20 protein-coding genes and 2 pseudogenes are annotated in these 26,232 nt (G+C 71.7%); 9 read left to right on the top strand and 13 right to left on the bottom strand.

Annotation, left to right across the window (positions count from 1 at the left end):
- Positions 1 to 74: 74 nt before the first annotated feature.
- From C7M71_RS29640 to C7M71_RS29615, 6 genes are read right to left on the bottom strand one after another with little or no spacing between them, the layout of a single operon-like run.
- Complete coding sequence (locus tag C7M71_RS29640) at positions 75 to 1,424, bottom strand: serine hydrolase domain-containing protein (RefSeq protein WP_111490268.1); 1,350 nt, start codon at positions 1,422 to 1,424, stop codon at positions 75 to 77.
- A 39-nt stretch (positions 1,425 to 1,463) separates the two neighbouring features.
- A complete protein-coding gene (locus tag C7M71_RS29635; protein ID WP_111490269.1) occupies positions 1,464 to 2,342 on the bottom strand; it encodes an ABC transporter permease in 879 nt (292 codons plus the stop codon).
- A gap of 15 nt (positions 2,343 to 2,357) precedes the next feature.
- On the bottom strand, positions 2,358 to 3,305 hold the full coding sequence (locus C7M71_RS29630; protein WP_111490270.1) for an ABC transporter permease: 948 nt from the start codon (positions 3,303 to 3,305) through the stop codon (positions 2,358 to 2,360).
- A 10-nt stretch (positions 3,306 to 3,315) separates the two neighbouring features.
- A complete protein-coding gene (locus C7M71_RS29625; protein WP_229759001.1) occupies positions 3,316 to 4,350 on the bottom strand; it encodes an oligopeptide/dipeptide ABC transporter ATP-binding protein in 1,035 nt (344 codons plus the stop codon).
- Positions 4,347 to 5,225, bottom strand: coding sequence for an ABC transporter ATP-binding protein (locus C7M71_RS29620; protein ID WP_111490271.1), 879 nt, complete (start codon positions 5,223 to 5,225; stop codon positions 4,347 to 4,349). The genes C7M71_RS29625 and C7M71_RS29620 overlap by 4 nt, the downstream gene beginning before the upstream one ends.
- Entirely contained in the window at positions 5,218 to 6,750 is a 1,533-nt protein-coding gene (locus C7M71_RS29615; protein ID WP_111490272.1) for an ABC transporter substrate-binding protein, read from the bottom strand. Before C7M71_RS29615 ends, C7M71_RS29620 begins: the two co-directional genes overlap by 8 nt.
- Before the next feature lie 238 nt (positions 6,751 to 6,988).
- Here C7M71_RS29615 and C7M71_RS29610 point away from each other — a divergent pair, with 238 nt between their 5' ends.
- The 3 genes from C7M71_RS29610 (at position 6,989) to C7M71_RS29600 (ending at position 10,393) form a co-directional block, all read left to right on the top strand.
- Positions 6,989 to 7,780, top strand: a complete 792-nt coding sequence (locus C7M71_RS29610) for an IclR family transcriptional regulator (protein ID WP_111490273.1) — start codon at positions 6,989 to 6,991, stop codon at positions 7,778 to 7,780.
- A 107-nt stretch (positions 7,781 to 7,887) separates the two neighbouring features.
- Positions 7,888 to 9,234 carry an MFS transporter gene (locus C7M71_RS29605; protein ID WP_229759000.1) on the top strand — a complete coding sequence of 449 codons (1,347 nt, stop codon included), beginning with the start codon at positions 7,888 to 7,890 and terminating at the stop codon, positions 9,232 to 9,234.
- A gap of 28 nt (positions 9,235 to 9,262) precedes the next feature.
- Positions 9,263 to 10,393: a glycoside hydrolase family 19 protein gene (locus C7M71_RS29600; RefSeq protein ID WP_114914638.1), complete on the top strand. Its 1,131-nt coding sequence runs from the start codon at positions 9,263 to 9,265 to the stop codon at positions 10,391 to 10,393.
- Positions 10,394 to 10,473: 80 nt separating this feature from the next.
- Here C7M71_RS29600 and C7M71_RS29595 read toward each other — a convergent pair whose 3' ends face one another.
- Positions 10,474 to 11,622, bottom strand: a complete 1,149-nt coding sequence (locus C7M71_RS29595) for an amidohydrolase family protein (protein WP_111493473.1) — start codon at positions 11,620 to 11,622, stop codon at positions 10,474 to 10,476.
- 104 nt (positions 11,623 to 11,726) lie between these two features.
- Positions 11,727 to 12,368, bottom strand: a complete 642-nt coding sequence (locus C7M71_RS29590) for a TetR/AcrR family transcriptional regulator (RefSeq protein ID WP_229758999.1) — start codon at positions 12,366 to 12,368, stop codon at positions 11,727 to 11,729.
- A gap of 154 nt (positions 12,369 to 12,522) precedes the next feature.
- On the opposite strand from C7M71_RS29590, the gene C7M71_RS29585 reads away from it, so the two are divergent.
- Together C7M71_RS29585 and C7M71_RS29580 are read left to right on the top strand one after the other, a co-directional pair.
- The gene (locus tag C7M71_RS29585) at positions 12,523 to 14,187 is read left to right on the top strand and encodes an amidohydrolase (protein WP_111493477.1); all 1,665 of its coding nucleotides are present in this window, start codon (positions 12,523 to 12,525) and stop codon (positions 14,185 to 14,187) included.
- 59 nt (positions 14,188 to 14,246) lie between these two features.
- Complete coding sequence (locus C7M71_RS29580) at positions 14,247 to 15,659, top strand: APC family permease (protein WP_111493479.1); 1,413 nt, start codon at positions 14,247 to 14,249, stop codon at positions 15,657 to 15,659.
- A 137-nt stretch (positions 15,660 to 15,796) separates the two neighbouring features.
- On the opposite strand, the gene C7M71_RS31140 is transcribed toward C7M71_RS29580, so the two are convergent.
- From C7M71_RS31140 to C7M71_RS29565, 3 genes are all read right to left on the bottom strand, one after another.
- On the bottom strand, positions 15,797 to 16,159 hold the full coding sequence (locus C7M71_RS31140; protein WP_175607762.1) for a hypothetical protein: 363 nt from the start codon (positions 16,157 to 16,159) through the stop codon (positions 15,797 to 15,799).
- A gap of 177 nt (positions 16,160 to 16,336) precedes the next feature.
- Positions 16,337 to 17,731, bottom strand: a complete 1,395-nt coding sequence (locus C7M71_RS29570; protein WP_111493481.1) for a type III PLP-dependent enzyme domain-containing protein — start codon at positions 17,729 to 17,731, stop codon at positions 16,337 to 16,339.
- Between the two features lie 207 nt (positions 17,732 to 17,938).
- Positions 17,939 to 19,630 carry a PucR family transcriptional regulator gene (locus C7M71_RS29565; RefSeq protein WP_114914637.1) on the bottom strand — a complete coding sequence of 564 codons (1,692 nt, stop codon included), beginning with the start codon at positions 19,628 to 19,630 and terminating at the stop codon, positions 17,939 to 17,941.
- 378 nt (positions 19,631 to 20,008) lie between these two features.
- On the opposite strand from C7M71_RS29565, the gene C7M71_RS29560 reads away from it, so the two are divergent.
- From C7M71_RS29560 to C7M71_RS29550, 4 genes and pseudogenes are all read left to right on the top strand, one after another.
- Complete coding sequence (locus C7M71_RS29560) at positions 20,009 to 21,187, top strand: PP2C family protein-serine/threonine phosphatase (protein ID WP_111495030.1); 1,179 nt, start codon at positions 20,009 to 20,011, stop codon at positions 21,185 to 21,187.
- Positions 21,188 to 21,421: 234 nt separating this feature from the next.
- A pseudogene (locus C7M71_RS33320) lies at positions 21,422 to 21,763 on the top strand (discoidin domain-containing protein); the annotation flags it as partial.
- Positions 21,764 to 21,874: 111 nt separating this feature from the next.
- A pseudogene (locus tag C7M71_RS33315) lies at positions 21,875 to 22,636 on the top strand (DUF1996 domain-containing protein); the annotation flags it as partial.
- A gap of 92 nt (positions 22,637 to 22,728) precedes the next feature.
- Positions 22,729 to 23,352: a DUF305 domain-containing protein gene (locus C7M71_RS29550; protein ID WP_114914636.1), complete on the top strand. Its 624-nt coding sequence runs from the start codon at positions 22,729 to 22,731 to the stop codon at positions 23,350 to 23,352.
- 48 nt (positions 23,353 to 23,400) lie between these two features.
- On the opposite strand, the gene C7M71_RS29545 is transcribed toward C7M71_RS29550, so the two are convergent.
- The gene (locus tag C7M71_RS29545) at positions 23,401 to 24,651 is read right to left on the bottom strand and encodes a ThuA domain-containing protein (RefSeq protein ID WP_111495160.1); all 1,251 of its coding nucleotides are present in this window, start codon (positions 24,649 to 24,651) and stop codon (positions 23,401 to 23,403) included.
- A gap of 125 nt (positions 24,652 to 24,776) precedes the next feature.
- Positions 24,777 to 26,144 carry a chitinase gene (locus C7M71_RS29540; RefSeq protein ID WP_114914635.1) on the bottom strand — a complete coding sequence of 456 codons (1,368 nt, stop codon included), beginning with the start codon at positions 26,142 to 26,144 and terminating at the stop codon, positions 24,777 to 24,779.
- Between the last annotated feature and the right edge of the window lie 88 nt (positions 26,145 to 26,232).

Below are 26,232 nucleotides of genomic sequence, written 5' to 3'. Positions count from 1 at the left end.
CCCTGCGGGACGGCGAGCGCACCGACCGGACATGCCACGGCGAGCCACCCGGGGTGGCTCGCCGTGGCGCGGGGTCAGGAGACCCGGTGGGCGATCCGTTCGTGGTACCGCAGGGCCGGGACGGTGCCGTCGGGCTCCCGGGTGAAGGAGACGGCATCGCCCAAGGGGCCGTCGGGGCCGAGTGCGACCAGCGTGTCCGGCGGGGCCAGGACGAGCCGGTCGGGAGAGTCCAGCGCGATGAGGTACCCGTCCGCGTCGGCCGGAGCCGGGTTCGCGATGATGCGCATCTCGCCTTCGGCGGCGCCCCGGACGAGGGTGATCGTGCCGTAGAAGCCGCAGTCATAGGTGCCCAGCAGCGCGTCGGCCAGCTCGGCGTCGACGGGGCGCAGCTCCCTGGGCGGCAGCTCACCGAACGCCTCGGTGAGGATCAGCCGCTCGATCTCCTCCACCGCGGCCGCGCCCTCCAGCGAGTTGGTCAGGATCGCGCAGGCGAAGCGCTCCGACGGGATGAGCAGCAGGCGGGTCGCATAGCCGATCGTCAGTCCGTCGTGCAGCATGGCCGGTCTGCCCGCGACCTGCTCCAGCATCCAGGCGAGTCCGATGTCGCGGCCCGCGCTGCGGTGCGCCTGGACCTGGAAGAGACCGCCGGGTGCCTCAGCGGAGGTCACCTGGGTGGCGTACCGCATGAGGTCGCGCACGGTGCTGAGGACGCCGCCGCCGGGCACGTCCCACCCGGGGAGCTGCCAGTGCCGCTGCCATCCCTGGTCCACCAGCAGCGTCGGCCGGCCCTGCCGGTCGCGGCCGTGCGGTGCGGCAACCCGGCGGGTCACGACCTGGTCGGCGGTGGTGAAGGTCCCCGACATGCCGGCCGGGTCGAGTACCTCGTCCTGGAGGACGTCCGCATAGTGCCGACCGGTGACGCGCTCCACCACGGCGGCGGCCAGCATGATCCCCGGGCCGCTGTAGGAGTAGTCCGTGCCCGGTGCGAAGAGCAGCGGCCGGCGGACGAAGTGGGGCAGCGACGCCTGGATGGAGTCGTCCGCGTGGTCGGCGAGGAGGCGCGGGGCGTCGGCGATCATGTTCTGGGCGTCGATGCCCGAGGTGTGCGTGATCAGGTGCCGCAGCGTGATGCGCTGGTCGATGCCGGTCCCGGCGGGGAAGAGCGGTGCCACGGGGTGGTCCAGCTCGACCTGGCCCCGGTCGATCAGGCGCCCGATGACAAAGCCGAGCAGCGTCTTGGAGATCGAGCCGACCTGGAAGATCGTGTCGGGGTCGACCGGGAGGCTGTGCGCCACATTGGTGACGCCGTAGCCGAGCAGCGTGGTCTCGTCGCCGGACATGATGCCGACGGCGGTTCCGGGCACGCCGTGCCGGGCGAGGATCTCGGGGACTCGGCCGTCCAGCACGGCGGTGAAGTCGGACACGGTGGTGGTTCTCCTGCGGTGTGGGTGAGGGTGGGTGTGTCAGGCACCGGCTGCGGTGCGGGTGTGGGGGTCCAGTCGGTCACGCAGGACGTCGCCGAGCAGGTTGAAGGCGAGGACGAGCAGCACAAACGCGATCGAGGGGAACGCGACGACCCAGGGGTCGGTGAGCAGGTACTGCTGGGACGACGAGATCATGCTGCCGTAGTCCGCGTCGGGAGGGCGGACGCCGAATCCGAGGAAGCTGAGTGCGGCATACGCCCCCTCTGCGGTCGACAGGTTGATCGCGGTCATGATGACCAGCGGGGAGGCGATATTGGGCAGGATGTGTCGGAACACGATCCAGAGCCGACCGCGTCCGCAGAGGCGGGCCGCGTCCACGAAGCTGCGCCGTGCGACCTCCAGCGTCGATCCCCGGGCGATGCGTGCGAAGCGCGGGATGCCCACGATGCCGATGGCGAGCGAGGCATTGAGCAGGCCGCTGCCCATCACCGCGATCACCAGGATCGCCAGCAGGTACTCCGGAATGGCGAACAGCAGGTCGACGATGCGCGACAGGGCTCCGTCCCAGAAGCGGCCCAGGAACCCGGCCGCGATGCCGATCCCGGTGCCGATCACCACGGCGAACAGCACCGCGTAGGTCGCCGACAGCAGCGCCGGGCGGGCCGCCGCGACGATGCGGGAGAGCTGGTCGCGTCCGAGGGCGTCCGTCCCCAGCCAGTGGGCCGACGACGGCGGGGTCAGGCGCGGACCGGCGCCGACGTCGTTGGGGCCGTACGGCGCGATGGCGGAGCCGAAGATCGCCAGCAGGATGTATCCGGCGATGAGGAGGAGCGCGATGTTGGCGACGAGCCCGCGCACCGGCCAGCGGCGGGAGCGCGCGGGGGCGGGCCGGGATGGGCGGACGGCGGTGTTGGTCACGCTGACTCCCGCTTCCTATCTGTGGATGATGCGCCGGTCGACCAACGGCAGCGCGAGGTCGACCAGCAGATTGCCGAGGATGAAGGCGCCGGCCACGACGAGTGCCTGCGCGGTGAGTTGGGAGAAGTCCCGGTTGGAGATGGAGGCGAGCACCCCGCGCCCGATCCCCGGCAGGCTGAAGATCTCCTCCACGATGAAGAGACCGCCGACGAGGAAGCCGAAGATGAATCCGATCAGGGTGAGCACCGGTGGCAGGGCCGCGCGCAGGGCGTAGACGTACCTGATGCGCCACTCCGCGATGCCATTGGTGCGCGCCGTGGCGATGTGTGGTTGGGCGAGCACCTCGATCATGGACGACCGGGTCATCTGGGCCACCAGGGGTGCGGTGGGGATGCCGACCGAGAGCGCCGGCAGCAGCATGGTCTGAAGGTTGCCGATGCTGCTGTCGGAGAAGGGGATGTAGCTCGCCGAGTAGAGGTTGGTCAGGTAGTGCGCTGCCAGGTAGAGCGCGGCGGAGCCCGACACGAATCCGGGGAAGGCGAACACCACCAGCAGCGGGATGCGGATGCCCCAGTCGGTGCCCTTGCCCGAGTGGTTGGCCGCGATCACGCCGACCGGGAGGCCGATGAGCACCGCCGTGATGAGGCCCATCAGCGCCAGTTCGATCGAGATCGGCGCCTGCTGGGCGATCACATGCAGGTTGTTCTGGCCGGAGATGGGCGACACCCCGAAGTCACCGTGCAGGGCGCCGGTGAGCCAGTCGAGGTACTGGCGGTAGATCGGCTGGTCGAGCCCGAGTTTGTGCTCGATGGCGGCAAGCGTCTCGGGGGAGGCTTTGGGCCCGGCGATCACGACCGCGGGGTTGCCCGGCACCAGCCCGCGACCGGCGAAGAACACCAGCGCCGAGAGCACCAGCAGGACGCCGACGGCCCCGGCGAGCTTCTTTGCCAGGTAGAGGATCAAGGTTCTCCTCCTAGGATTCCGCCATCGTGGCGGATCGGTGGGGCGCGGCTGGTGTCAGGGTGAGTTCGCCCGGCTTGTGGCAGCGCACCCGGTGAGCGGTGGTCACTTCCTCGAGTGCGGGCGCGATTTGGCGGCAGTGGTCGTCGGCGATCGGGCAGCGCGGCGCGAACCGGCAGCCGGTCGGCGGGTCGACCGCGCTCGGCGGCTCGCCCCGCAGCACGATGCGCTCGGGGTGCGTGTCGTCCTGGAAGATCCTGGGCTCGGTGGAGCGGAGGGCCACGGAGTAGGGATGCAGCAGGCCCTGGTCGAAGGAGTCGGCGGGTGCCTCCTCCACGATCTGCCCCAGGTACATGACCGCCATGGAGTGGCTGATCTGACGCACCGCACGCAGGTCGTGAGAGATGAACACATAGGCGGTGCCGGTCTCGCGCTGCAACCGCTCCAGCAGGTCCAGCACCTGGGCCTGCAAGGAGGCGTCAAGGGAGCTGACCGCCTCGTCCAGCAGGATGAGGTCCGGTTCGGCGACCAGCGCGCGGGCGATGCAGACGCGCTGCTGCTGGCCACCGGAGAGCTGGTGCGGATAGCGGGTCCCGAGTTCGGGTACCAGGCCGACGGCCGCGAAGACGTCGTCCACGCGCTTCTCCCGCTCGGGCTTGGGGACGCCGCCCAGCGCCTCGGCGACGCTGGCCCGCACCGTCATCCGTGGGTCGAGCGCGCTCGCGGGGTCCTGGAAGACGGCCTGTACCTTTCCGCTGCCGACGCTGGTGGTGATGGACCGCCGGTCGAGTCCGACCAGCACGGAGCCGGACGTCGGGGCCTCCAGGCCGGTGATCAGCCGCCCGAGCGTGGACTTGCCGCAGCCCGACTCCCCGACCAGGCCGAGGGTGCGTCCGGCGCGCAGCCGCACGCTGATGCCGTCCACGGCGTGCACCACCGGGCGCTTTCCCTTCAGGCTGGTGCGCCGCATACGGAAGTGCTTGACCGCGCCACGGACGTCGAGCACCACGTCCTGCGGCTCCTCGGCCGGTGTCTGGTTCTCGGTCATGCCACGACCTCACTCGGGTCGTCCCCGTGGCCGGCGACCCTGCCTCGGGCGGCCCGGAGCAGGGACCTGGTGTATGGGTGGGTGGGGCGGGTCAGGACTTCGGAGGCCGCGCCCGTCTCCACGATGCGTCCGCCGTACATCACCATCACGGTGGTGCAGAGTTCGGAGATCACGCCGACGTCGTGCGAGATGAGCAGCAGCGTCATGCCGGCGCCGGCCACCCGCTCCCGCAGCAGTTCCACGACCTGCGCCTGGACGGTGACATCGAGCGCCGTCGTGGGCTCGTCGGCGATCAGCAGATCGGGATGGTTCAGCAGCGCCATCGCGATCATCACGCGCTGCCGCATGCCTCCGGACAACTCATGCGGGTAGCTGCGGCGCTTCACCTCGGCGTCGCCGATGCCGACCCGGCGAAGGGCGTCCTCGACGGTCGCCGTGCGCTCGCGGCGGCCGATCGACCGGTGTGCGGAGACGACGTCGGACAGCTGCCGGCCGATGGTGAAGACCGGGTTGAGGTTGCCCAGCGGGTCCTGCGGGACGCGGGCCATCCGGGTGCTGCGCAGGGCGCGCAGCTCCGACGGCTTGAGGTCCATCAGGTCGAGGCCGTCCAGCTCGATGCGGCCGGAGACTGCGGCTGCGGGCGGAAGGAGGCGCAGGATGGCCGCCGCCAGGGTCGACTTGCCGGACCCGGACTCGCCGACCAGCCCGACCCGGTCGCCGCGCCGGATGCCGAAGGAGACATCGTCCACGGCGGCCCGCTCGGCCGAGCCGTAGCGGACGGTGAGTCCGTCGACGGTGAGCAGCGGCTCCGGCTCCGGTACGGCCCGGGCCGCCGCGTCGGCCGGGGGTTGGTCCAGCTCCGGGGTGCTAGCCACGGCTCACCTGGGCCAGGAACGCGCGGCTCTGGCTCGGCGGCATCTCCACCCCGCTCAGCCCCTTCCGGTACGCGACCAGGGTGTTGGTGGCGAGCAGTGTGAGGGTGGGGTAGACGTTCTCGGCCTCCCAGTTCTCGACGGCGATCAGCGCCTGCTGGTAGGCGGTCTGGTCGCCGGCGTGCTGGGCGGCCTCCAGCAGCTTGCGCAGCGCGTCCGGGACGGGTCCCTGACGGCCCTCGGCCGGCTGCACATACTGGTACGGGTTGGAGTAGTACGACTGGGCGTTCCAGCTGAGGGCGTACTGGGCGCTGGTGAGCTTGTCGCCCCAGGTGCCGCGCTCCTGCGGGTCCAGTTGGATCTTGATGCCGACCTTGGCGAGCTGGTTCTGGACGGCGGCGACCAGGTCGTTGGTCCCGGGGTCGTATCCGCTGATGTACATCAGGGGCGCGGAGAAGCCGTCGGGGTGGCCGGCCTCCTTGAGGAGTTCCTTGGCCTTGGCGATGTTCGGGGTGGAGTACGGCACATCGGCCGGGGCGGGCGCCCAGGACTCCCCACCGGGGATGTAGACGCTGGCGCGGGCGCCGCCGCCGCTGTACGCCTGCTCCGCGAGGCTGTCGCGGTCGAGGGCCAGGGCGAGGGCCTGGCGGACCTTCACATTGTCGAACGGCTTGGTGAGGTTGTTCACCTGAAGGAAGATCGTCGAGTCCGTCGGCACGTTCTTGACGTCGAACTTGTCGGAGCCGGAGAGCGTCCTGGCGCTTGACGTACCGGTGAAGATCAGGTCGACCGCACCGGCCTGAAGGTCGCTGACCTGGGTGGAGGCGCCCGGGACATAGAGGATGGAGAGGTTCTCCGACGCCGTCTTCCGGTCCCAGTAGCCGGTGAAGCGCTTGAGCCTGAGTTCGCTGTTGGGGCGGTACGACTCCTGCGCCCACGGGCCCGTGCCGACCATCCGGGTCGCCATGTTCTCGGAGGTGGCGGCCTTCTTGTTCATCACGGCGCAGCCCCAGACCAGCGGGTTGGCCATGTTGTTGACGAAGCCGGCGTCGGGGCGCTTGAGGTGGAACGCAACGGTCGAGTCGCCGGCCGCCGTGGCCTTCTCCAGGGTGGGGAAGAGTTCCTCGGCTATCCCGTCGGGGCTGCGCTTCAGCCGGTCGAAGGTGTAGGCGACATCGTCGGCCGTCAGCGTCTCCCCGTTCTGGAACTTGACGCCCGGTCTGAGGTCGAAGGTGTACGTGAGGCCGTCGGCGGACCGCTTGTAGCCGGTGGCCAGTTGCGGCTCGACCTTCCCTTCGGGGGTGGTGGTCAGCAGGCACTGGTAGGAGAGCTGCCAGGCGAACCGGTCGGAGAAGTAGCTCGACCCCTGGGGGTCGAGCGTGGTGGGCGCGGAGGTCTCCGCCACGGTGATGCCCTTGGCGGTCGCGCTGCTCCTGGGCGGGGAGCACCCCACCGCGACCGTCGCAGCCGTCGCACAGGCCACGACTGCTGCGGCAGAGCGGAAGACATGGTCGTGCTGCTTCTTCATCTGAACCTCTGGTGGTTGGCTCGGCGTTCCGCTGATCCGAGGCGCGTTCTGCATTGCAATCCAGCGAGATGCATTGCAGAATGCTTACCGACGCGTCATAGTGCTGTCAAGGCCCAGCCAGCAGGTGGGAAAGCGTCGACGGTGAACGCCCGGAGCGCGGGGCACGTATAGTCCAGCGGCCTCGGCGAAGCCGTACGCCCAAGGCCGGCCGCACCCCGAGAAGAGAGGAACACCCCAGGTGAGCCCGGAGCTGAGCCCGACCCCGGGGCTTCGCAACAATTCGGCGTCGCTGCGCCGAGCGCTGTCCATCCTTCTCCAGCTGGGAGAGGCGACCGACGGCACCGGATACTCGGTCGCCGAACTCTGCGCCGAGCTGGACATGAACAAGAGCACGCTGCTGCGGCTGGTCCAGCCGCTCCTGGAGGCCCGCTTCATCGAACAGCTCCCCAACGGCCGCTACCGCCTGGGGTGGCGCAACGCCCAGCTCGGCAATGTCTATCTGGCGGGCCTTGACCTCCCCCGCAGCATGCACGACGTCCTTCAGAAGCTCGCGTCGCAGACCCGGGAGACCGTGCACCTCGTGGTCGCCGACTATCCGAACATCGTCTACATCGACAAGGTGGACACCGCGCACCCGGTCCGGATGTTCTCCCGGATCGGGCACAGCGCCCCCGCGTACTGCACCAGCGTCGGCAAGGCCATGCTGGCCCACGCGACAGCCGAGACCGTCGACCTGGTGATCGAGAACGGCATGCCGGCGCGCACCCCCCGGACGATCACCACGGCCGAGGGCCTGCGGGCCGCACTGAGCAGGATCAGAAAGCAGGGCTACGCAGTTGACGACGTCGAGCACGAGGAGGGCATCCGCTGCGTGGCGGCCCCGGTCTTCGACCAGTCGGGGGCGTGCTCAAGCGCCATCAGTGTCTCGGCGCCCGCAGAGCGCATTCCGAGCGAGAAGGTGCCGGAGCTGGCACCCCTGGTGATCGCGGCCGCCCATGAGATCTCCACCCGCCTGGGAGCCATCCGCTGACCACACCGCCCAGGTATGTCGACATCAAGTATCTTGACATCGAGAATATTTCCCGGCAGGCTGCCCCCTGGTCTCTTGACGTCGAGATATTTCCGAGGGGACAGGCGATGCGGCGCAGCACCGGAGGCAGGCAGGGACTGATAGCGCAGCTGCGCAATCCCCCGGGCGGGCGCGACGCGCGGATCATGCTGCTCGCCCTGGCCGTGGACCGGACCGGGTCAGGGCTGTGGGCCGCGTCCTCGGTCCTGTACTTCACCTTGGTGTCGCATCTGAGTGCGCAACAGATCGGTGTGCTGCTGGGCGCGGCCGGGGTGGCGGGCATCGTCGGCTCACCGCTGGCCGGGCGCCTGGCCGGCCGCTTCCCGGTGCGCTCGCTGCTGATCGGCTGCCATCTGCTCCGCCTGGGGACGCTCAGCCTGCTCCAGGTCTGCACCGGCTTTGACGCGCTGCTCCCCGTCGTCGCCGTCACCTATCTGGGAGACCGGGCGGCCAAGACGCTGGAGATGCTGTTCGCCACCCGGGCGGCGGGTGAGCGGCGCGCGGCCTATCAGGCGCTGTCGCGCAGCGCGGCCAACGCGGGCTACGGCGTCGGCGCGGGGATCGCGGCCTTCGGCCTGGCGGTGGGGACCCGCGACGCCTACCGGGCCCTGATCCTGGGCAACGCACTGTCGTTTGCGGTCGCTGCGGCGCTGGTGTGGCGCACTCGGGAGGCCCGGGAGAGCAGCGTCCGGGTGGCGCGGTCCGACGGCGCCGCTCCCCTGGCGGCGACCGTGGACGGGAAGCAGCCGCGCGAGCGTCGGGCGAGCCCATGGCGGGATCGCGGCTATCTCTCGTTTGTGCTGCTGGACATCCCGATGAACCTCGACGACTCGGTCCTCAATGTCGGCCTGCCGCTCTGGCTGGTGAGCCGCACCTCGGCGCCGCACGCCCTCGTCCCGGCCTTTCTGGTCATCAACACCGTGCTGGTGGTGGTGCTCCAGCTGAGTGTGTCGGCGAGGGCCGAGGGGCCGCGCCGGGCCACCCGGGCGGTGCTGCTGGCCGGGGTGACGATGCTGGTGTGCTGCACGGCCATGGCGGCGGCCACCCGGGGCGGCAGCCGGGTGGCCACGGCCGTGCTGCTCGCCGCCGCGCTGCTGGTCACCCTGGCGGAGCTGATGCGTTCGGTGAGCTCCTGGGAGCTGGCGGTCCTGCTGGCGCCCGAGGGTGCCCGCGCCTCCTATCTGGGGGTGGCCGGGATGTCCCAGTCCATCCAGAAGTCCGCCGGGCCGCCGCTGCTGACCGGGGTGGTGATGGCTGCCGGTCCGGCGGGCTGGGTGGTGCTGGGGGCGGTGGTCGCGGGGCTCTCGGTCGTGCAGCGGACTTCCTGTATGCGGCGGCTTCGGGCCCTTGAGCCAGAGGTTGACAGATCCTTGACAAACAGCGGGCGTCGCGCATTGAATCAAGCCTCGAATTAACGCTTGATCAGAAGTGGATCACAGACTGATGACCAAGACCCCCCTCAGGAGCCTCACGCTCCGGTCCGGAGCCGCGCTCGCGGTAGCCCTCCTCTCCTCCGCGCTGGCCACCGTGCCGGCTGCCGCGGCCGACCCCGCCGGGCAGATCACCGGCATCGCAGGCAAGTGCGTGGATGTCGCTGCCGCCAGCAGCGCCAACGGCACCCCGGTGCAGCTCTACGACTGCAACGGCACCGCCGCCCAGCAGTGGACCCTCGCCTCCGACGGCACCATACGGGCCCTCGGCAAGTGTCTCGACATCACCGACCGTGGCACCGCCAACGGTTCCACCGTGCAACTCTGGGACTGCGCCGGCAGCGCCAACCAGAAGTGGGTTGTCACCGCCGCCAACGACATCGTCAACCCCCAGGCCGACAAGTGCCTCGATGCCACCGGCAACAGCTCCGCCAATGGCACCCGGCTCCAGATCTGGACCTGTACCGGCGGCGCCAACCAGAAGTGGCGCGCACCCTCGGGCGGCGGCACGCCGCCGAACCCCAGCGGCTTTGTGGTCAGCGAGGCGCAGTTCAACCAGATGTTCCCGGGTCGGAACTCCTTCTACAGCTACAGCGGCCTGACCGCCGCGCTCGGTGCCTACCCCGGCTTCGCCACCACCGGCAGCGACACCGTCAAGAAGCAGGAGGCCGCCGCCTTCCTCGCCAACGTCAGCCACGAGACCGGCGGCCTGGTCTACGTGGTCGAGCAGAACACCGCCAACTACCCCCACTACTGCGACACCGGCCAACCCTACGGCTGCCCCGCCGGACAAGCCGCCTACTACGGCCGCGGCCCCATCCAACTCAGCTGGAACTTCAACTACAAAGCCGCCGGCGACGCCCTCGGCATCGACCTCCTCCACAACCCCAACCTCGTCCAGACCGACTCCGCCGTCGCCTGGAAGACCGCCCTCTGGTACTGGAACACCCAGACCGGCCCCGGCACCATGACCCCCCACAACGCCATCGTCAACGGCCGCGGCTTCGGCGAGACCATCCGCAGCATCAACGGCTCCCTGGAATGCAACGGCCGCAACCCCGCCCAGGTCCAGAGCCGCATCGACGCCTACCAGCGCTTCACCCAGATCCTCGGCACCACCCCCGGCTCCAACCTCACCTGCTGAACCCCCACACCCCCACCACCCCACCCCGCGCCGCCCGCCGACCTCACCGACGGGCGGCGCCGGGCCGCCGACGGCCGTGATCACCCGTCATCTGCCAGCCGGTAGACGCGCCGTGCGTTGTCATGCCCGATCAGGCGGGCCACCCGGACGGCGTCGGCGGCGGCCCACTCACCGCCGGCGACCCACGGCGTCAGGGCGCGCAGCATCCCACGGCGCCACAGCAGCGCACCGAGGTGGTGCAGCTCGGGTGGGCCCCAGGCGTCGGAGGAGAAGAGGATCTTGGCGAAGGGTGCCAGCTCCAGCGACTCGGCCACGACGGCGTCGGAGCGCATCCCGGTGTGGTTCACACCGAGTCCGACGTCGAAGTAGACATGCGGGAAGACCTGGGCCAGATAGCCGGCGTTGCGGTGGAACGGGTAGCAGTGCAGCAGCAGCAGGTCGACGCCGTACGGTTCGACGTTCTTGATGAACCGGGTGAGCAGCAGCGGGTCGCAGCGGTGCAGTTCGACGTCCGGGTCGCCGTATCCGACGTGCAGTTGGAGGGGCAGGCCCCGGTCGACGCCCGCCCAGAGGAGGTGGCGGAGCAGCACCGGGTCGGCCACCCGGGCGGTGCCGGTGGCCTCGACCTCGCGGAGCCAGGGGCCGGCCGCTGAGACGACCTGGCGGTCGGTGGGCCGCTCGGGGTCGAAGTCGAAGCCATGGCGGTAGGCGACGATGCTCTTGAGGCCCACGGCGTCCGCCGTCCGTACGGCCAGCGCCTCATGGAACCGCGCGGGGAGGTCTGCGGCGGCGACCCCGGTCCGGGCGAGGTCCTCAAGTACGGACTCCAGCCGGACGATCTCGCCCACCGGGCGCCCGGAGGCCCGGGCCATGCCGTCGAGGCCGAGGAGGTCGTCGGCCTGGTAGCCGGTCTCCAGCAGGTACTGGGCGACGCCGGCGGCGGCGAGCAGCCGGCGGGTGACCTCCTCGGCTCCCAGCTCCCCGCGCCGTGCCAGGTATGCCTCGGGTGCGGCGTGGGGTTCCAGGCCCAGTACGGGGGCGCACCACCGCCGGACCGCGAAGCCGAGCTGGGAGTCGAACTGGGTGGTCCCCGGCGGACCGGGCCGGTCGGACTCGGTGAGCATCAGCTCCAGCGCCGCCCGGTCGACGTCATGGCGCAGCGCGCCGTGGACGTGGTGGTCCACGAGCGGGAGCCGTTCGATCGCCGTGGCGAGGGGTTCGGTGGACATCGGGGACCCTCCGGGTGCGGGCCTTGCCGTCCGGGCCGTCCACTCGGCCCGGTCCGACTGCCCGTCAGATCGTATGCCGGGCAGCGGTGGTGGCGGCCGACGTGCTACCCGAGCGGCGGTGCGCCGCCGTCGGCGGTGCGGTCGGCGCGTTCCCCGGCGAGGCGTGCCCGCAGGCCGTGGACCAGCGCGAGCAGCGAGACCTCGAAGGCCAGGTCGGCCGCCGGCCGCCGCTGGGCGTCGGCGGCCTGGTCGCGGGCGCGTACGGCGGCGGTGAACCGGGGCACTTCGGGGGAGTCCGGGCCGGGGTCGAACATGGTGGGCGGCGCGACCAGGTCGAGCGCCGAGCCCAGGATGAAGGACTCCACCCCGACCAGGACCGGGATGACGGCCTCGGTGGGCCAGCCGCCGCGTTCCAGTCCGCGCACCACGGCCTCGTACATGCGCAGGGTGCGGTGCGCACCGGAGACGGGGATCGTCGCCAGCAGGGAGATGGTCTGCGGATGGGCGGCGAAGGCCGCCCGGTAGAGCCTGGCCCAGCTCACCAGGGCCTCGTCCCAGGGCAGGGTCTCGAACGCCCCGGCGTCGATCGGGGCGGTCACCAGCTCGCGGACGCCCGCCAGGATGTCGTCCTTGCCCTTGACGTGGTTGTACAGGGACGACGGCCGCACCCGCAGCCGCTGGGCCAGCAGGGCGATCGAGAACCCCTTGGCCCCCGCCTCGTCCAGCAGGTCCAGCGCGGCGCGCACGATCGCTCCGCGGTCGAGCACGGGGGTGTTCGGGCGTCCCACCCCTCGTGTGCCGGCGCTCATCGAATGTGCCGCACCCTTCTTCCCAAACGTCGCTCCGTGAGTCTAGCCTGCGTCCACTAAAACGAATGGCATTCGCTTCGGGAGCCACCCCATGCCCATCACCGTGTTCCGCCACGCCACCCTCTGGACCGGCCAGACCGGCCAGACCGGCCAGACCGGTCCGGGCGGTCCCGCCGGCCTGCCGGGGGACGCGGCGAGACCGACCGCACTCGCCGTACGGGACGGCCGGATCGCCGCCCTGGGCGCGGCGGCGGAGGCGCTGACCGACGCGGCCGACGAGGTCCTGGACCTGGGCGGCGGGCTGCTGATGCCCGCCTTCGGCGACGGCCACTGCCACCCGGACCAGGGCGGGTTCGAATCGCTCGGCCCCCGGATCAGGCCGTGCCGCAGCGTGGCGGAGATCGTCGCCGAGGTCCGCCGCTACGCGGACGAGCACCCGGACGGCGACTGGATCCTCGGCGGCAGCTATGACTCCACCCTCGCCCCCGACGGCCTCTTCGACGCCCGCTGGCTGGACGAGGCGGTGCCCGACCGGCCGGTGGCGCTCCGCGCCTGGGACTACCACACGCTCTGGTGCAACACCGAGGCGATGCGCCGGGCCGGTCTGGACGACTCCGTACAGGACAGCGCACGCGGCCGGTTCGCCCGCCGCCCGGACGGGACCCTGCTGGGCACCATGGTGGAGTGGGACGCGGTGGACGCCGTCCTGGACGCCGCCCCCGCCCGCACCACCGAGGAGCGGGTACGGGCGCTGACCGTGGCCACCCGGACCTATGCCGCCGCCGGTGTCACCTGGATCCAGGACGCCTGGGTCGAGCACGACGCGGTCGACGGGTATCTGGAGGCGGCCCGGCGGGGCGCACTGGCCACCCGGGTCAATCTGGCCCTGCGGGCCGACCCGTCCCGGTGGCGCGGGCAGCTCGCGGAGTTCGCGGCCGACCGGGACCGGGTCGAGGCGGCGGGGCACCCCCGGCTCACGGCCCGCACGGTCAAGTTCTTTGTCGACGGGATCATCGAGAACCGCACGGCGGCGCTGCTCGCCCCGTACGCCGACGACCCCTGCACCAGGGGCATGCCGGTCTGGCCCGCCGCCGACCTGCGCGAGGCGCTGGTGGAGGTCGACCGGCTGGGCATGCAGGCCCATCTGCACGCGATCGGCGACGCCGGGACCCGCACCGCGCTGGACGCCCTCGCCCAGCTGACCGAGGTGAACGGCCCCCGGGACCGCCGCCCGGTGATCGCCCATGTCCAGCTGGTCGACCCGGCCGACCTGCCTCGCTTCGCCGAACTCGGCGTCATCCCCAATGTCGAGCCGCTCTGGCTCCAGGCCGACCCGGTGATGCGCGACCTCACCATGCCCCGCCTGGGCGCCGACCGGAGCGACCGGCAGTACCCGATGGCATCGCTGCTGCGCAGCGGCGCCCGGGTGTCGTTCGGCAGCGACTGGCCGGTCACCGACCACCGGCCGCTGGCCGGGCTGCCGGTCGCCGTCACCCGGCAGACGCCGCAGCGGGAGCCGCGCGGCGGCTGGCTGCCGGAGGAGCGGATCGGCATGGAGGCGGCGCTCGGCTGCTACACCTCGGGCGTCGCCCACCAGGCGATGGCCGACGACCGGGGCGTCCTGGCCCCCGGTCAGGTCGCGGACCTGGTGTGGCTCGACCGCGACCCCCGGGCCTGCGATCCGCATGAGGTACCGGACATCGCCGTCCTCGGCACCTGGCTGGCCGGGGAGCGGACCCACGCGGCGGACTCATGACCGCCCGACCCGCACCACCGGCACCCCGCAATCCGAAACCCCCCTGGAAGGAACCGTCCATGACGGGTACCAGCACAACCGCCCAGCCCCGACTCAAGCGGGTGCTGGGGCTGCCGGGGCTGACGCTCTTCGGCCTGACCTACCTGGCTCCGGTGACGGTGTTCACCACGTACGGCGCCGTCACCGGGGTGACCGACGGCCACCTCCCGGCCGCCTATGTGATCGCCCTGGTCGTGATGCTCTTCACGGCCTTCAGCTACGGCCGGATGGTGCGCGCCTTCCCGACCGCCGGGTCGGCGTACACCTACACCCAGCAGACCTTCGGCGGGCATGTCGGCTTCATGGTCGGCTGGACGCTGATGCTGGACTACCTCTTCCTGCCGATGATCAACTTCCTGCTCATCGGCATCTATCTGCACAGCCAGTTCCCCGCTGTGCCGCAGCAGGTCTTCGTGCTGGCCGCGCTGGTGCTGGCGCTGGTCCTCAATGTGCTGGGGGTCGACTCCATCAGCAGGCTGAGCATGCTGGTCGTCGCCCTGGCCGGGATCCTGGTCGTCGTCTTCGTGGCGCTCTCGGTCCACCATGTCTCCGGCCATGGCGCCGCCGCGCCGTTCGGGTCCTTCGTCCCCGGCAGCGCCGGTATGGGGGCGGCCTTCTCCGGGGCCGCGATCCTCGCCCTGAGCTTCCTCGGCTTCGACGCGGTCTCCACCATGTCGGAGGAGGCGAAGGACCCGCGCCGCACCATCCCCCGGGCGATCCTGCTCACCACGGTCGTCGGCGGTCTGCTGTTCATCCTGGTCTCCTGGATGGGCGCGCTGGTCCACCCCGACCCGTCCTTCGCCGACCCCGACAGCGCGGGCCTGGACATCATGGCCAAGCTGGGCGGCTCCGCCTTCACCTCGTTCTTTGTGGCGGTCTATGTGGCCGGCGCGTTCGGCTCCGCCGTCACCACCCAGGCCAGCGTCTCCCGGATCCTCTACTCGATGGGCCGCGACGGGGTCCTCCCCCGGCGGGTGTTCGGCGCCCTGCACCCGCGCTTCCGCACCCCGGTCACGGCCACCGCCGTGGTCTCCGCCGTGGGGCTGGTCGCGCTCTTCATCAGCCTCGACAACGCCGTGGTGATGGTCAACTTCGGTGCCCTGATCGCCTTCTCGGTGGTCAACCTGAGCGTGGTCAAGCACTACCTGGTCGACCAGGGGCGGCGTTCGCGCCGCGACCTGCTCTCCTACGGGGTGCTACCGCTCGTCGGGTTCGTCCTCACCCTCTGGCTGTGGACCAGCCTGACCGGTGTCACCTTCGCCGTGGGGCTCTGCTGGATGGGGGCCGGATTCCTCTATCTGCTCTTCCTCACCCGCCTGTTCAGCCGCAGGCCGCCGGTGATGTCCTTCAGCGACGCCCAGACCGACGGGCCTGCGGACGGCGCTGCCGAAGGCCGTGCCACGGCACCGGCCGCAGGCGCGGCACAGCCGTAGCGGCTCCGGTCCGGCCGGTGGGGATGAGGGGCACGCGGCCGTGCCCCTCATCCCCGTCTCCGGTCGGCGCGGGGCGGCCACCGCTACCTGACGAGATCACCCGCGCCGGGGGCCGGTGCGGCCCCCGGACACCTCCGTCAGGAGTCGGCGACGGCCTTCACCGTCGAATCGGCGACGCCGGTGTCATCGGCGTCATCGGCGGTGGTCGGCTCGGGCCGGGGGCCCCGGGCGCGGCGCACGGTGTAGGCGAGCAGGACGACGGCCAGGCTGCCGAGGCTGGTGAAGAGCTGGGTGCGCTGGTCGCCGATGACCGCCATGGCCACCAGGACTGCGGCGAAGCCGGCCATCACCACCCAGGTCGGATACGGGAAGAACGGTGACCGCACCGACAGCAGGTTGGTAGCGGTCATCATCGCCATCAGACCCATCGCCAGCACCCAGAGCGGCAGCCCGATCCAGGCGTGCAGGATCGCGGCGCCCGCAACCGCCTCGACGGCCACGATGATGACGTAGCAGCGGGCGCGGAAGCGGCGCAGTGCCTCGCGGGCGTCGGGGGCCTCCAGGCGTACGGTGCGGGGGCCGCCATGACCACCCCGGCCAGGGCGCAGGCCCGTTCCGGTCGGCCGGGGAGACCGTGCCGGTCGCCCCCTCCATGTCGGCGGAGATCAGGACACGGGTCACGCGGTCGCCTCCGCCGACCGGTCCGATCCGTCCCCCGGGAGCGATCCGTTCCCCGGGAGCAGGGCCACCAGGGCGTCGACGTGTGCGGCGCCGCTCTCCTCGACCACCTCGCGCAGGGTCTGCGCGTCGCGTACGGGCGCGAAGCGCACCTGTCCGGCGGCGTCCACCCGGTAGCCGTACACGGCCGGGCGGGGCAGCGAGTTGTAGGAGAAGTGCGAGGAGAAGTAGTAGGCGCCGGTGTCATAGAGCGCGACCACGTCGCCGGGTTCGACGGCCGGGAGTTCCCGTCCCACGGCGGTCAGGTCCCCGGCGAAGCAGCACGGTCCGGCGATGTCCATGACCTCGGTCGGACCCTGCTTGGGGCGCCCCGCCGCGTCGAAGACGCCGACCCGCAGCGGCCAGGCGTCGGGCATGAAGACCGTACGGGTGGCCACCTGGGCGCCGGCGTGGGTGACCGCGATGCGGCGTCCGCCGGCCGACTTGGTGTACTCGACGAGGGAGGCGATCGTGCCGCTCTTGGCGAGCAGCGAGCGGCCGAACTCGGTGACCAGGGTGTAGCGGCCGTCGAAGAGGTCGGGCACGGCGGCGCGCAGTTCGGCGACGTACTCCGCGTAGGTCGGCCGGTCCTCGTCGCTGCCGAAGTCCACCGGCAGCCCGCCGCCGATGTCCAGCCCGGTCACCTGGCGGCGGCCCAGGGTGGTGTTGATCTGCTCGGCCAGCTCGTAGGCCGCGCGGATGCCCTGGGCGATGAGCGGCAGCGGGCAGCCCTGGGAGCCGACGTGCGCATGGAGCCGGTTCAGCCACGGGCGGCGCGCGAACGCCTCGACCACGGCCTCGACCGCGCCCGGGTCACGCAGCGCGACACCGAACTTCGATGTGCTGGTGGCCGTGGACATCGCCCCGATGGCACCCGCCCCGACCTGGGGGTTCACCCGCAGTCCGACCGGTCCGGCGGCCGGTCGGCCGGTCAGCAGGCGGTCGACCCGGGCCAGTTCCTGGAAGTTGTCCAGGTTGATCGCGATGCCGTGGGCGAGAGCGAACTCCAGCTCCTCGACGGTCTTCGCCGGGCTGTCGAAGACCAGCCGGTCGACGGTGAAGCCGGCCGCGAGCGCCTCTTCCAGTTCGCCCGGGGAGGCGACCTCGCAGCCCATGCCGGCCTCGGCGAGCAGGCGGAGCACCGGAACCAGGCCGCACGCCTTGGCCGCGAACGTGTGCTGCACCGGGGCCGGTCCGTCGAACGCCTGGTGCAGGGCGTCGACTGCGGCGAGTACGCCGTCCACGTCCAGCAGGCCGATCAGGGGCGACTGCGGGCCCAGCAGACCGTCATCGACAGCGCGGGTCAGCGCCGCTTCGCGGGCCGTACGCCGCCGCTGGGCCAAACCGGAACTCATGTGAACCACACCTCATACATCGGTCGGGAGGGAGCGTCCGCAGCCCGCGCGCCCTGGGCGGTGCCTGCTGCTGCGAGCGGTAAGGACAGCTTCACCGTGCGGAGGGAGGTGCGTCTTCATCCGGCGCGACCAGGCCTTGGCAGCACGCTTGGCGGCCCGGACAGCAAAACGATCACCAGTGCCTCGCCCTCCTGGACTCCCCCGGTCTCACTCCAGGCGAGGGGCGAGCCGCAGCCCGATGTCCGCCAGCAGTCGGCCGGTGGGGTCGGTGAGATCGACGCCGAAGAGCTCACGGGCGCGGCGCAGCCGGTACCGCAGGGTGTTGGGGTGCACATTCAGGCGCTGCGCCGCCGCGCCGGTGTCGCCGAACGCGTGCAGGTACGCGGTGACCGACGCGCCGTACTCCGAGCCGTGGGCGCGGTCGTGCGCGACCATCGCGTGCACCGGCCCCGACATGGCCTGCCACAACGGCTCGACCCGGTCGAGCACCTTCAGCAGGGCCACCTCCGAGGCGACGTCGTCGGAGACCGCAGACGCCGACACCGCCGACGCGGCCCCCACCGCCGAGGCGCGTCCGCGCAGGACCCGCACCACCAGTTCCGCCGCCTCCCGCGAGGCGGGCAGCTCAGACAGGCTCGCCGCGACCGGTCCGACGCCCGCGAAGACCACGGTGTGCGGCACCGAGCGGGCCGTGGCCACCAGTTGGCGCGCGGGCTCGACCGCGCTGCCACCCGCGCCGCCGCCCGCGCTGCCGCCCGCAGGGACCAGCACGAAGAGGCGGCGGCCCGAGCGTGCGGTCACACACCCCGGCCGGTAGGCGGCGGCCTGGAGCGCGAGCACATCCAGCACGCGCTGTTCCGCCGCCCCGTCGGCGGCCGGGGCGGCTGCCGCGTCGAGCGCCCGGGTGTCGTACGCCTCCGCGACCAGCACCGTGTGCGGCCGGTCCGGGGCCACCCCGACGGTGCGCGCCGCCTGCTCCGCGTCCGGGCGCCCTTCGAGGAGGGCCTGCACCGCCTCCTCCCGCCGCCGGGCCGCCGCCCGCCCCCACGCCTCGTGGTGCACCAGGTGCGGTACGGCGGCCCGGGCCGCCGTGCGCAGCGCCGCCGCAGCCCCCTCGGCGAGCGGGCGGCCGTCGGCGGCGGCCCAGAGCGAGCCGAGCACCTCGCTGCCGTGGCGCACCGCGATGGCCAGCCGCTCGGCGTACCGGTCGTCGGCGGGTCGCCGCACCACGTCGTCGGTGCTCCACAGCGCCTGGAAGAAGCCGCTCTCGCGCAGTTCCGCGACCCTCCAGCGGGGTACCTCCTGGCCCAGGATGGTCAGCCTGCGCATCGGGTCCGGCTCGTGGTCCATCCGCGAATACGCCAGGACCCGCGACTGCGGGTCCTCGATGGTGATCGCACCTCCGACCAGGTCCGCCACCGTGTTGGCCAGCCCGGACAGGTCGCCGAGACGCAGCCCGGCCACGGCGGCCGAACCGGAAGCGGCGTTGTGCGCCAGAGCCGTCCGCAGCCGGCCGAGCACCTCCGTCCAGTCCCGGTCCGGGTGCCGGGTCAGCAGCGCGGTGCGCCCGCTCTCGGCGGCCGCGACCAGCGCCGCCCTCGGTCCACGGGTGCCGCGCCGCATCACCACGGCGGCGGCTCCGGCCCGGTCGGCGGCGCGCAGTACGTCCTCGGCGTCGGGCGAGGCGGCCTCCACCCCGACCACCAGCAGGACCAGGCCGGATGCCGCCCGGTCCTCGTCCCGGTCCTCGCCGGGATCGTGCAGCACCACGTCGGCCACGGGGATGTCGGTGCCGCGCGGCGCCGCCAGCACGTCGAGCATCCCGGGGTCGATCAGCCGCAGGAGCTGCGACAGCGACGGTCCGGTGGCATCCGGGTTCGGTTCGCGGCGCGTGGTCATCCGTCCATCATGGCCCGTCCGCGACCCGGCCGACGTCGTCGCTTCGCCGCACACCTGCCCGGCCTCCGGCCACCGCCGCCGCTGTTGCGGGGCCGGTCCGGTCACGGCCGGGCGGCGCGGAAGGCGCTGGTCGGCGCGGTGCCGCCGCCTTCCCGGAAGGCCTGGACACCGCCGCCGGAAAGGCCCGGCACCGGCCGGCGGAGCCCACCCGGACAGCCGCGAGCGGCCGGTTGCTTCGGGGCGCCCCGGCCGGTGACCGCGACACGCAGGAGGCCCGGCCCGGGACCACTGGTGGTCAGCGCGACCGTACGGCTGCCGCATGTGCCGACGGCGGTGGGGGTATGCGAGCGCGTGTATCTGTCGTGGGGCCTTGAAGGCATGCGAGCGCGATGGCGACCGGCCCACGCGCTGGCGACGCTGCCGCTCGCGCTGATCGCGGCGATCTCCATCGCGGACGCACTCACCGGCCCGGACATCCAACTGGGCCCCCTGCTGGTCGTGGCACCCGCGGTCACCGCCTCCTTCGCCGGCCCCCGGCTGACCGCCTGCATCAGCGCGCTGGCCGTTGCCGCCCGGATCATCGTCGCCATCCTGCACGGCGTCCTCGGGACGGAGAGCCGGCAGGCCGAGATCGCCGCCCTGGCCGCCGCCTCGACGGTGGTGGTGATCTTCACCGTGCTGCGCGACCGGCACGCCCGGGTCCTCAAGCAGGTACGCTCCGTGTCCGAGGCGGCACAGCAGGTCCTGCTGCGGCCGCTGCCCCCGAGGATCGGCCCGCTCCAGATCGCCTCGGTCTACCTGGCCGCCGAGGCCGAGGCGCACATCGGCGGCGACCTCTACGCGGCCACCCGCACCGACACCAGCAGCCGGCTGCTCATCGGCGACGTCCGAGGCAAAGGGCTGGCCGCCGTCGGCGATGCCGCCCTGCTGCTCGGCGCCTTCCATGGAGCGGCCCACCAGCAGGCGGCCCTGCCCGCCCTGATGACCTACCTGGACGCCAGTGTCCGCTGGGGACTGGACGAGGACGAGGAGTGCTTCATCACCGCCGCGCTGCTCGACATCCCCGACCACGGTCGGCACATCCACCTGATCAGCTGCGGACACCCTCCTCCGCTGCTGCTGCACGACGGCACGGTGATCCCGCTCGCCCACCGGGAACCGGCGCCCCCGCTCGGTCTGGGCGAGTTCGCCGACCCCGACTACCCCCTGGACGCGTTCGCCTTCGAGGACGGCGACCTGCTGCTGCTCTACACCGACGGCATCATCGAGGCCCGGGACGACTCCGGCGCCTTCTACCCCCTCGCCGAACGGCTCGCCGACTGGCACGGCTGCGCCCCCGACCAGCTTCTGGAGCGCCTGCGCGAGGACGTCCTCGCCCATGTGCGCGGACAGCTGACCGACGACGCGGCGGCCATCGCCGTCACCCGCGTCCCGCGCGGGCAGCTCCCCGACCGCCACCGCTCCCCCGCGTCCCGGCCGCAGGAGCGGATGCCCGACTACGCCGCGCGCATCACCTTGCGGGCGGCGGGCAGCGGCGACCCGGCCGCCGGACGGTAGTTGAACACCAGGGTTCGATAGAGCGCTCTCAGGAGCCTTCGCCCAGCTACTTGACGGGGTCCTGGAGACCCCTTTACCGTCCGTTGAGAGAGCGCTCTCACCCCTGTGGCTCCTGGCCTCCACCCCACCCGAAGGAGAGCTGTGATCACCCCATTCCGCGCACGCCGCCGTGGCTCGACACGGCGGTGGCGCAACCTGCTGACCGGCCTCGCTCTGGCCGGTCTCACCGCATCCATGCTCTATGGCGGCTCCACGGCGGCGCAGGCCGCCCCGACCCTGGTCTCGCAGGGCCGCAATGTCTCCGTCTCCTCGACGGAGAACGCCGGCACGCCCGCAGCCGCGGCCGTCGACGGCAATCTGGGCACCCGCTGGTCCAGCGCCCCCAGCGACAACCAGTGGATCCAGGTCGACCTGGGAACCACCACCACCATCACCAAGGTGGTGCTCAACTGGGAGACCGCCTACGCCAAGGGCTTCCAGCTGCAGACCTCCGGCAACGGCTCCTCCTGGACGACGATCCGGACCGTCACCGACGGCACCGGCGGCAACCAGACCCTCGACGTCTCGGGCAGCGGTCGCTACGTGCGGCTGCTGGCCACCCAGCGGGCCACCCAGTGGGGCATCTCGCTCTGGGAGTTCCAGGTCTACGGCGAGCAGACCGGCACACCGCCCCCGACCGTGCCACCGGGTGCGGTGCGGGTGGCGGAGTTCCTCGCCGAGTGCCCGTTCACCCACCGGCTGCCCGACGACCCGATCGTCTTCCCGAACCTGCCCGGCGCCTCGCATATGCACAGCTTCTTCGGCAACACCGTGACCAATGCGGCGACCAACCTCGGTGACCTGGAGAAGGCCTCCAGCACCTGCGATCCGGTGATCGACCTCTCCTCGTACTGGGTGCCGACGCTCTATGTCGACAACCAGCCCGTCGAGCCGACCGGCACCACCTTCTACTACCTGGGCGAAGGTGTCCGCGACGACGTCATCGCGCAGATCCAGCCCTTCCCCAAGGGCCTGCGGGTGGTCGCGGGCAACGCCAAGGCGACCGGACCGGACGACCGCACCATCTCCCGCTGGTCCTGCCTGCACGCCAACGAGGCGGGGGCGTCCCATGACTTCGTCCGCTGCCCGGCGGGCACCATGCTGGAGTCGTACCTGGACTTCCCGCAGTGCTGGAACGGCCGTGACCTGGACTCGCCGGACCACCAGAGCCACATGGCCTACCCGGTGAACGGCACCTGCCCGGCGACCCACCCCGTCCCGGTGCCCAAGCTCCGCCAGGTGCTGCGGTACCCGGTGAACGGCGACCCGTCGCGGTTCCGGCTCGCCTCCGGACCCGGTTACACCATGCATGGCGACTTCTTCAATGCGTGGCCGACCGACGAACTGGAGCGGCGGGTGCGCAACTGCATCAACCCGATCATCAAGTGCGGGGCCAACGGCAACCCGTAAGCCCCGGTGGCACCGAGCCACCCGGCGGGGTGGGACCGGCGAACCCGGTCCCACCCCGCGTCGACCGGTGGACCAATGGACCAGTGGAGAGGATGGACATGAAGGCCGTCGCCGCAGCGGTGCTGCTGCTCGCCGCCGCCACCGGGGGCTGCGCGGCCTCGGCGGACGGCGGCACCCCGGCTCCCCCGCCCGCCGAGGCCGCCGAGGCCGCCGAGGCCACGCAGCCAACGCAGGCCACGCAGGACGCCTCCGCCGAGGCCGGGCCGGGCGGGCTCAGCCCCACCGACCTCGCCTGGGTCCAGCTGATGATGCCGATGGACGACCAGATCGGCGGGATGCTGGCGCTCGCCCCCGAGCGGGCCGCCGACCCCGGCGTCCGGAAGCTGGCCGCCCGGCTCGCCCCCGACTGCGCCTCCGAACTGGACCGGCTGCGCACCCTGTTCCGGCGCACCGGGCTGCCGGAGACCAATGTGCACGAGGGCCATGACATGCCCGGCATGCTCAACCCGGAGGAGCAGCGCGCCCTGCGGGCGGCGACCGGCCCGGAGTTCGACCAGCTGGTGCTGCGCAATCTGCGGGAGTACCTGGAGCAGTCCGCCCGGCTCGCCCAATCCGAGCAGCAGGCGGGCGGCGACGCGGCGGTGAGGGCGCTGGCCGGGTCGATCGGGCAGGCCCGCCCGGCGCAGCTGGCCGCGCTGGACCGCGCCGGGGGCTGACCGGCCCCCGGCGCGGTCGGGCGTCGACGCGGTCGGGCGTCGGCGGGGTCAGGCCGGCAGGGTCCACTTCTGGTTGGAGCCGCCGGTGCAGTCCCAGATCTGCAACCGGGTGCCATTGGCGGAGCTGGGCCCGGTGGCGTCCAGGCAGCGGCCCGAGCCGGTGTTCACCAGCTGTCCGCCGCTCGCGGTCCACTTCTGCGCGGCCGTGCCATTGCAGTCGTACAGCTGCACCTTGGTGCCATTGGCGGTACCGGCGGCGGTGACATCCAGGCACTTGCCCAGCGCCTTCAGGCTCCCGTCGGAGCCGACCGTCCACTGCTGCGCGGTGGTGCCGTTGCAGTCGTAGAGCTGCACCGCCGTGCCATTGGCGCTGCTCCCGGCGGCCACATCCACGCACTTGGCGCCGTACCCGGTGATGGCACCGGTCCGCGCGGTGCCGCCACCGGGCGGGGTGGTGGTGTCGACGCGGGCGAGCCAGCGCAGTCCGTTGATCACAAAGCGGTTCTGGGTGTCACTGGCGAAGGTCGACGACAGCCCGGTGTTGGTGCCGTAGTCCATCGCGTTGTGGCCGAAGTTGGCGTAGAGCATGCGGTAGGCGCGGTTGGTCCACAGGATCGGGTAGTAGCCGCTGTACCAGGACTGGTTGGGGTCGGTGCCCACCGGGAAGCTGGAGGGGTCGATGGACGCCAGGATGTCGATGTTGGGGTTCTGCCGCAGGTCCTTGGTCCAGCTGTACCACTCGCTGACCGAGGAGGTGAAGGTCGCGGGAAGGTCCGAGGTCGCCGGATGGGTGCGGTCCTCGGTGCGCAGGGTGACCGAGGTCGGTCCCCAGGTGTTGGACTTGAACGAGCCGGTGCCCAGGAAGTCGTTGTAGTACCAGGACCACGATCCGGGGTCGGTGGTGAACGCCGAGACATGGAAGCCCATCCAGCCGCCGCCGCCCTGCACATACTGCTGGAACGCGGACCGCTGGGCGGCCGAGTGGGGCGCGTCGTCGAGGAAGAGCACCACCTGGTAGTTCTTCAGGTTGGCGGTGTTGAGCTGGTCCCAGTTGTTGGTGGCGGTGTAGGTGAAGCCGTACTGTGCGCCGGCCTGGGGGAACCACCGGTTGGCTTCCTGGACGAAGTTGATGTGGGCCGCGTCATAGGTGCCGTTGTAGAAGGCGATGACCTTGAAGGCCGAGGCGGCCTGGGCGGTGCCGGAGCCGGGGGCCGCGGCGAGCCCCAGCAGCAGCGCGCAGAGCGCGAGCAGTCGGGTCAGCATGCGCGGCAGCGAGCCTGCCGTGCTGGTCCGGAGCATGGGAGAGGGTCCTCCTGGGTGTGAGGGGAATCTGCGCGTGAGGGGATCGGCGCGTGAGGGGTCGGCGCATGAGCGCCCCGTGGTCCCGGCGCGGCTGCGCCGGGACCACGGGGAAAATGCGCCGGTCAGCCGGTGTAGGCGGTGAGTGCCCGGGTGAAGTCCCACGCCTGCTGGGAGACGCCCGAGCAGGTGTCGTCGTTCGGGTAGCCGGCGGCGCACGGGCGGTCCCGGTTGGTCGACCAGAAGGTCAGCCGGGCCAGGTGGTGCTGCTGGGCGTAGCCGGTGATGGTGCGGAAGTCGGCGACGGTGACGGTCTCCTTGTCGTCGGTGATCCCGTTCATCGAGGAGATGCCGCTGTGCCGGTACGCCTGGTCGTCGGTGTAGCCGTAGGCGCTCTTGAGGACGTTCTTCAGACCTTCCGCGGCCTGCTGGGTGAGGGTGCCCATGTTCTTGCCGGCGCCGCCGAAGTCGAACGGCATGATCGTCCAGCTGTCGACGGTGAGACCGGCGGCGGCGGCCTTCTTGACCAGGCTGCTGTCGGGGCCGGACTGGTTGGTGCCGAAGGTGACGTAGACGGTGATGCCGGGGTTGTTCGCCTTGATGGTCTTCAGCGCGTCGACGGTGCGCTGCTGCACGGTCGCGTTGCTGTAGGCGTCGGCCTCGATGTCGATGTCGATCGCCTTCAGGCCGTAGGCGCTGATGACCTTCTGGTAGGCGCCCGCCAGCGCGGCGGCGCTGGTGCAGGAGGACTCCAGCTTGTTGCCGCTGTAGCCGCCGAAGGACGGGATGACGTCACCGCCCGCGCTGCGGATCCTGTTGATGGTGGTCTGGTCGACGCCGCCGGTCAGCGGTCGGCCGCCGTCCCACTGCGGGTTGCAGGAGCCGTTGCTGAGGACGAAGGCGAGGGTGAACCACTTGACGCCCGTCGCGGACATGATGGTGGTCGGGTCGGGCGGGTTGCCCCAGCCGTTGTACAGATAGGGCGCGACCGCCATGGCGCCGGCCGGTGGCGGGGTGGTGCCGCCGCCGGTGGGCAGGGTCCACTTCTGGTTGGAGCCGCCGGTGCAGTCCCAGATCTGCAACCGGGTGCCGTTGTCCGAGCTGGGCCCGGTGGCGTCCAGACAGCGGCCCGAGCCGGTGTTCACCAGCTGTCCGCCGCTCGCGGTCCACTTCTGCGCGGCGGTGCCATTGCAGTCGTACAGCTGCACCTTGGTGCCATTGGCGGTACCGGCGGCGGTGACATCCAGGCACTTGCCCAGCGCCTTCAGGGTGCCGTCGGAGCCGACCGTCCACTGCTGCGCGGTGGTGCCATTGCAGTCGTAGAGCTGCACCGCCGTGCCATTGGCGCTGCTCCCGGCGGCCACATCCACGCACTTGGCGCCGTACCCGGTGATCTGGCCGGTGGGGTCGGCGGCATGTGCGGGCAGCGCCGTCACCGTGGCAGCAGCCAGGGAGGCCACCCCGATGCCCAGGGCTACTCGGGTCCGATTCATGGGCTCTCACAATCCGTTTCTGCTTGAGGACGCCCGGGTGCGCCCCGCAGGGGGAGCGGGCGCCGGGCGTACGGGGCGGTGAACGACC

It is taken from the genome of Peterkaempfera bronchialis, assembly GCF_003258605.2.
GTDB lineage: Bacteria > Actinomycetota > Actinomycetes > Streptomycetales > Streptomycetaceae > Peterkaempfera > Peterkaempfera bronchialis.
This window is presented reverse-complemented; position numbering and strand designations above follow the sequence as displayed.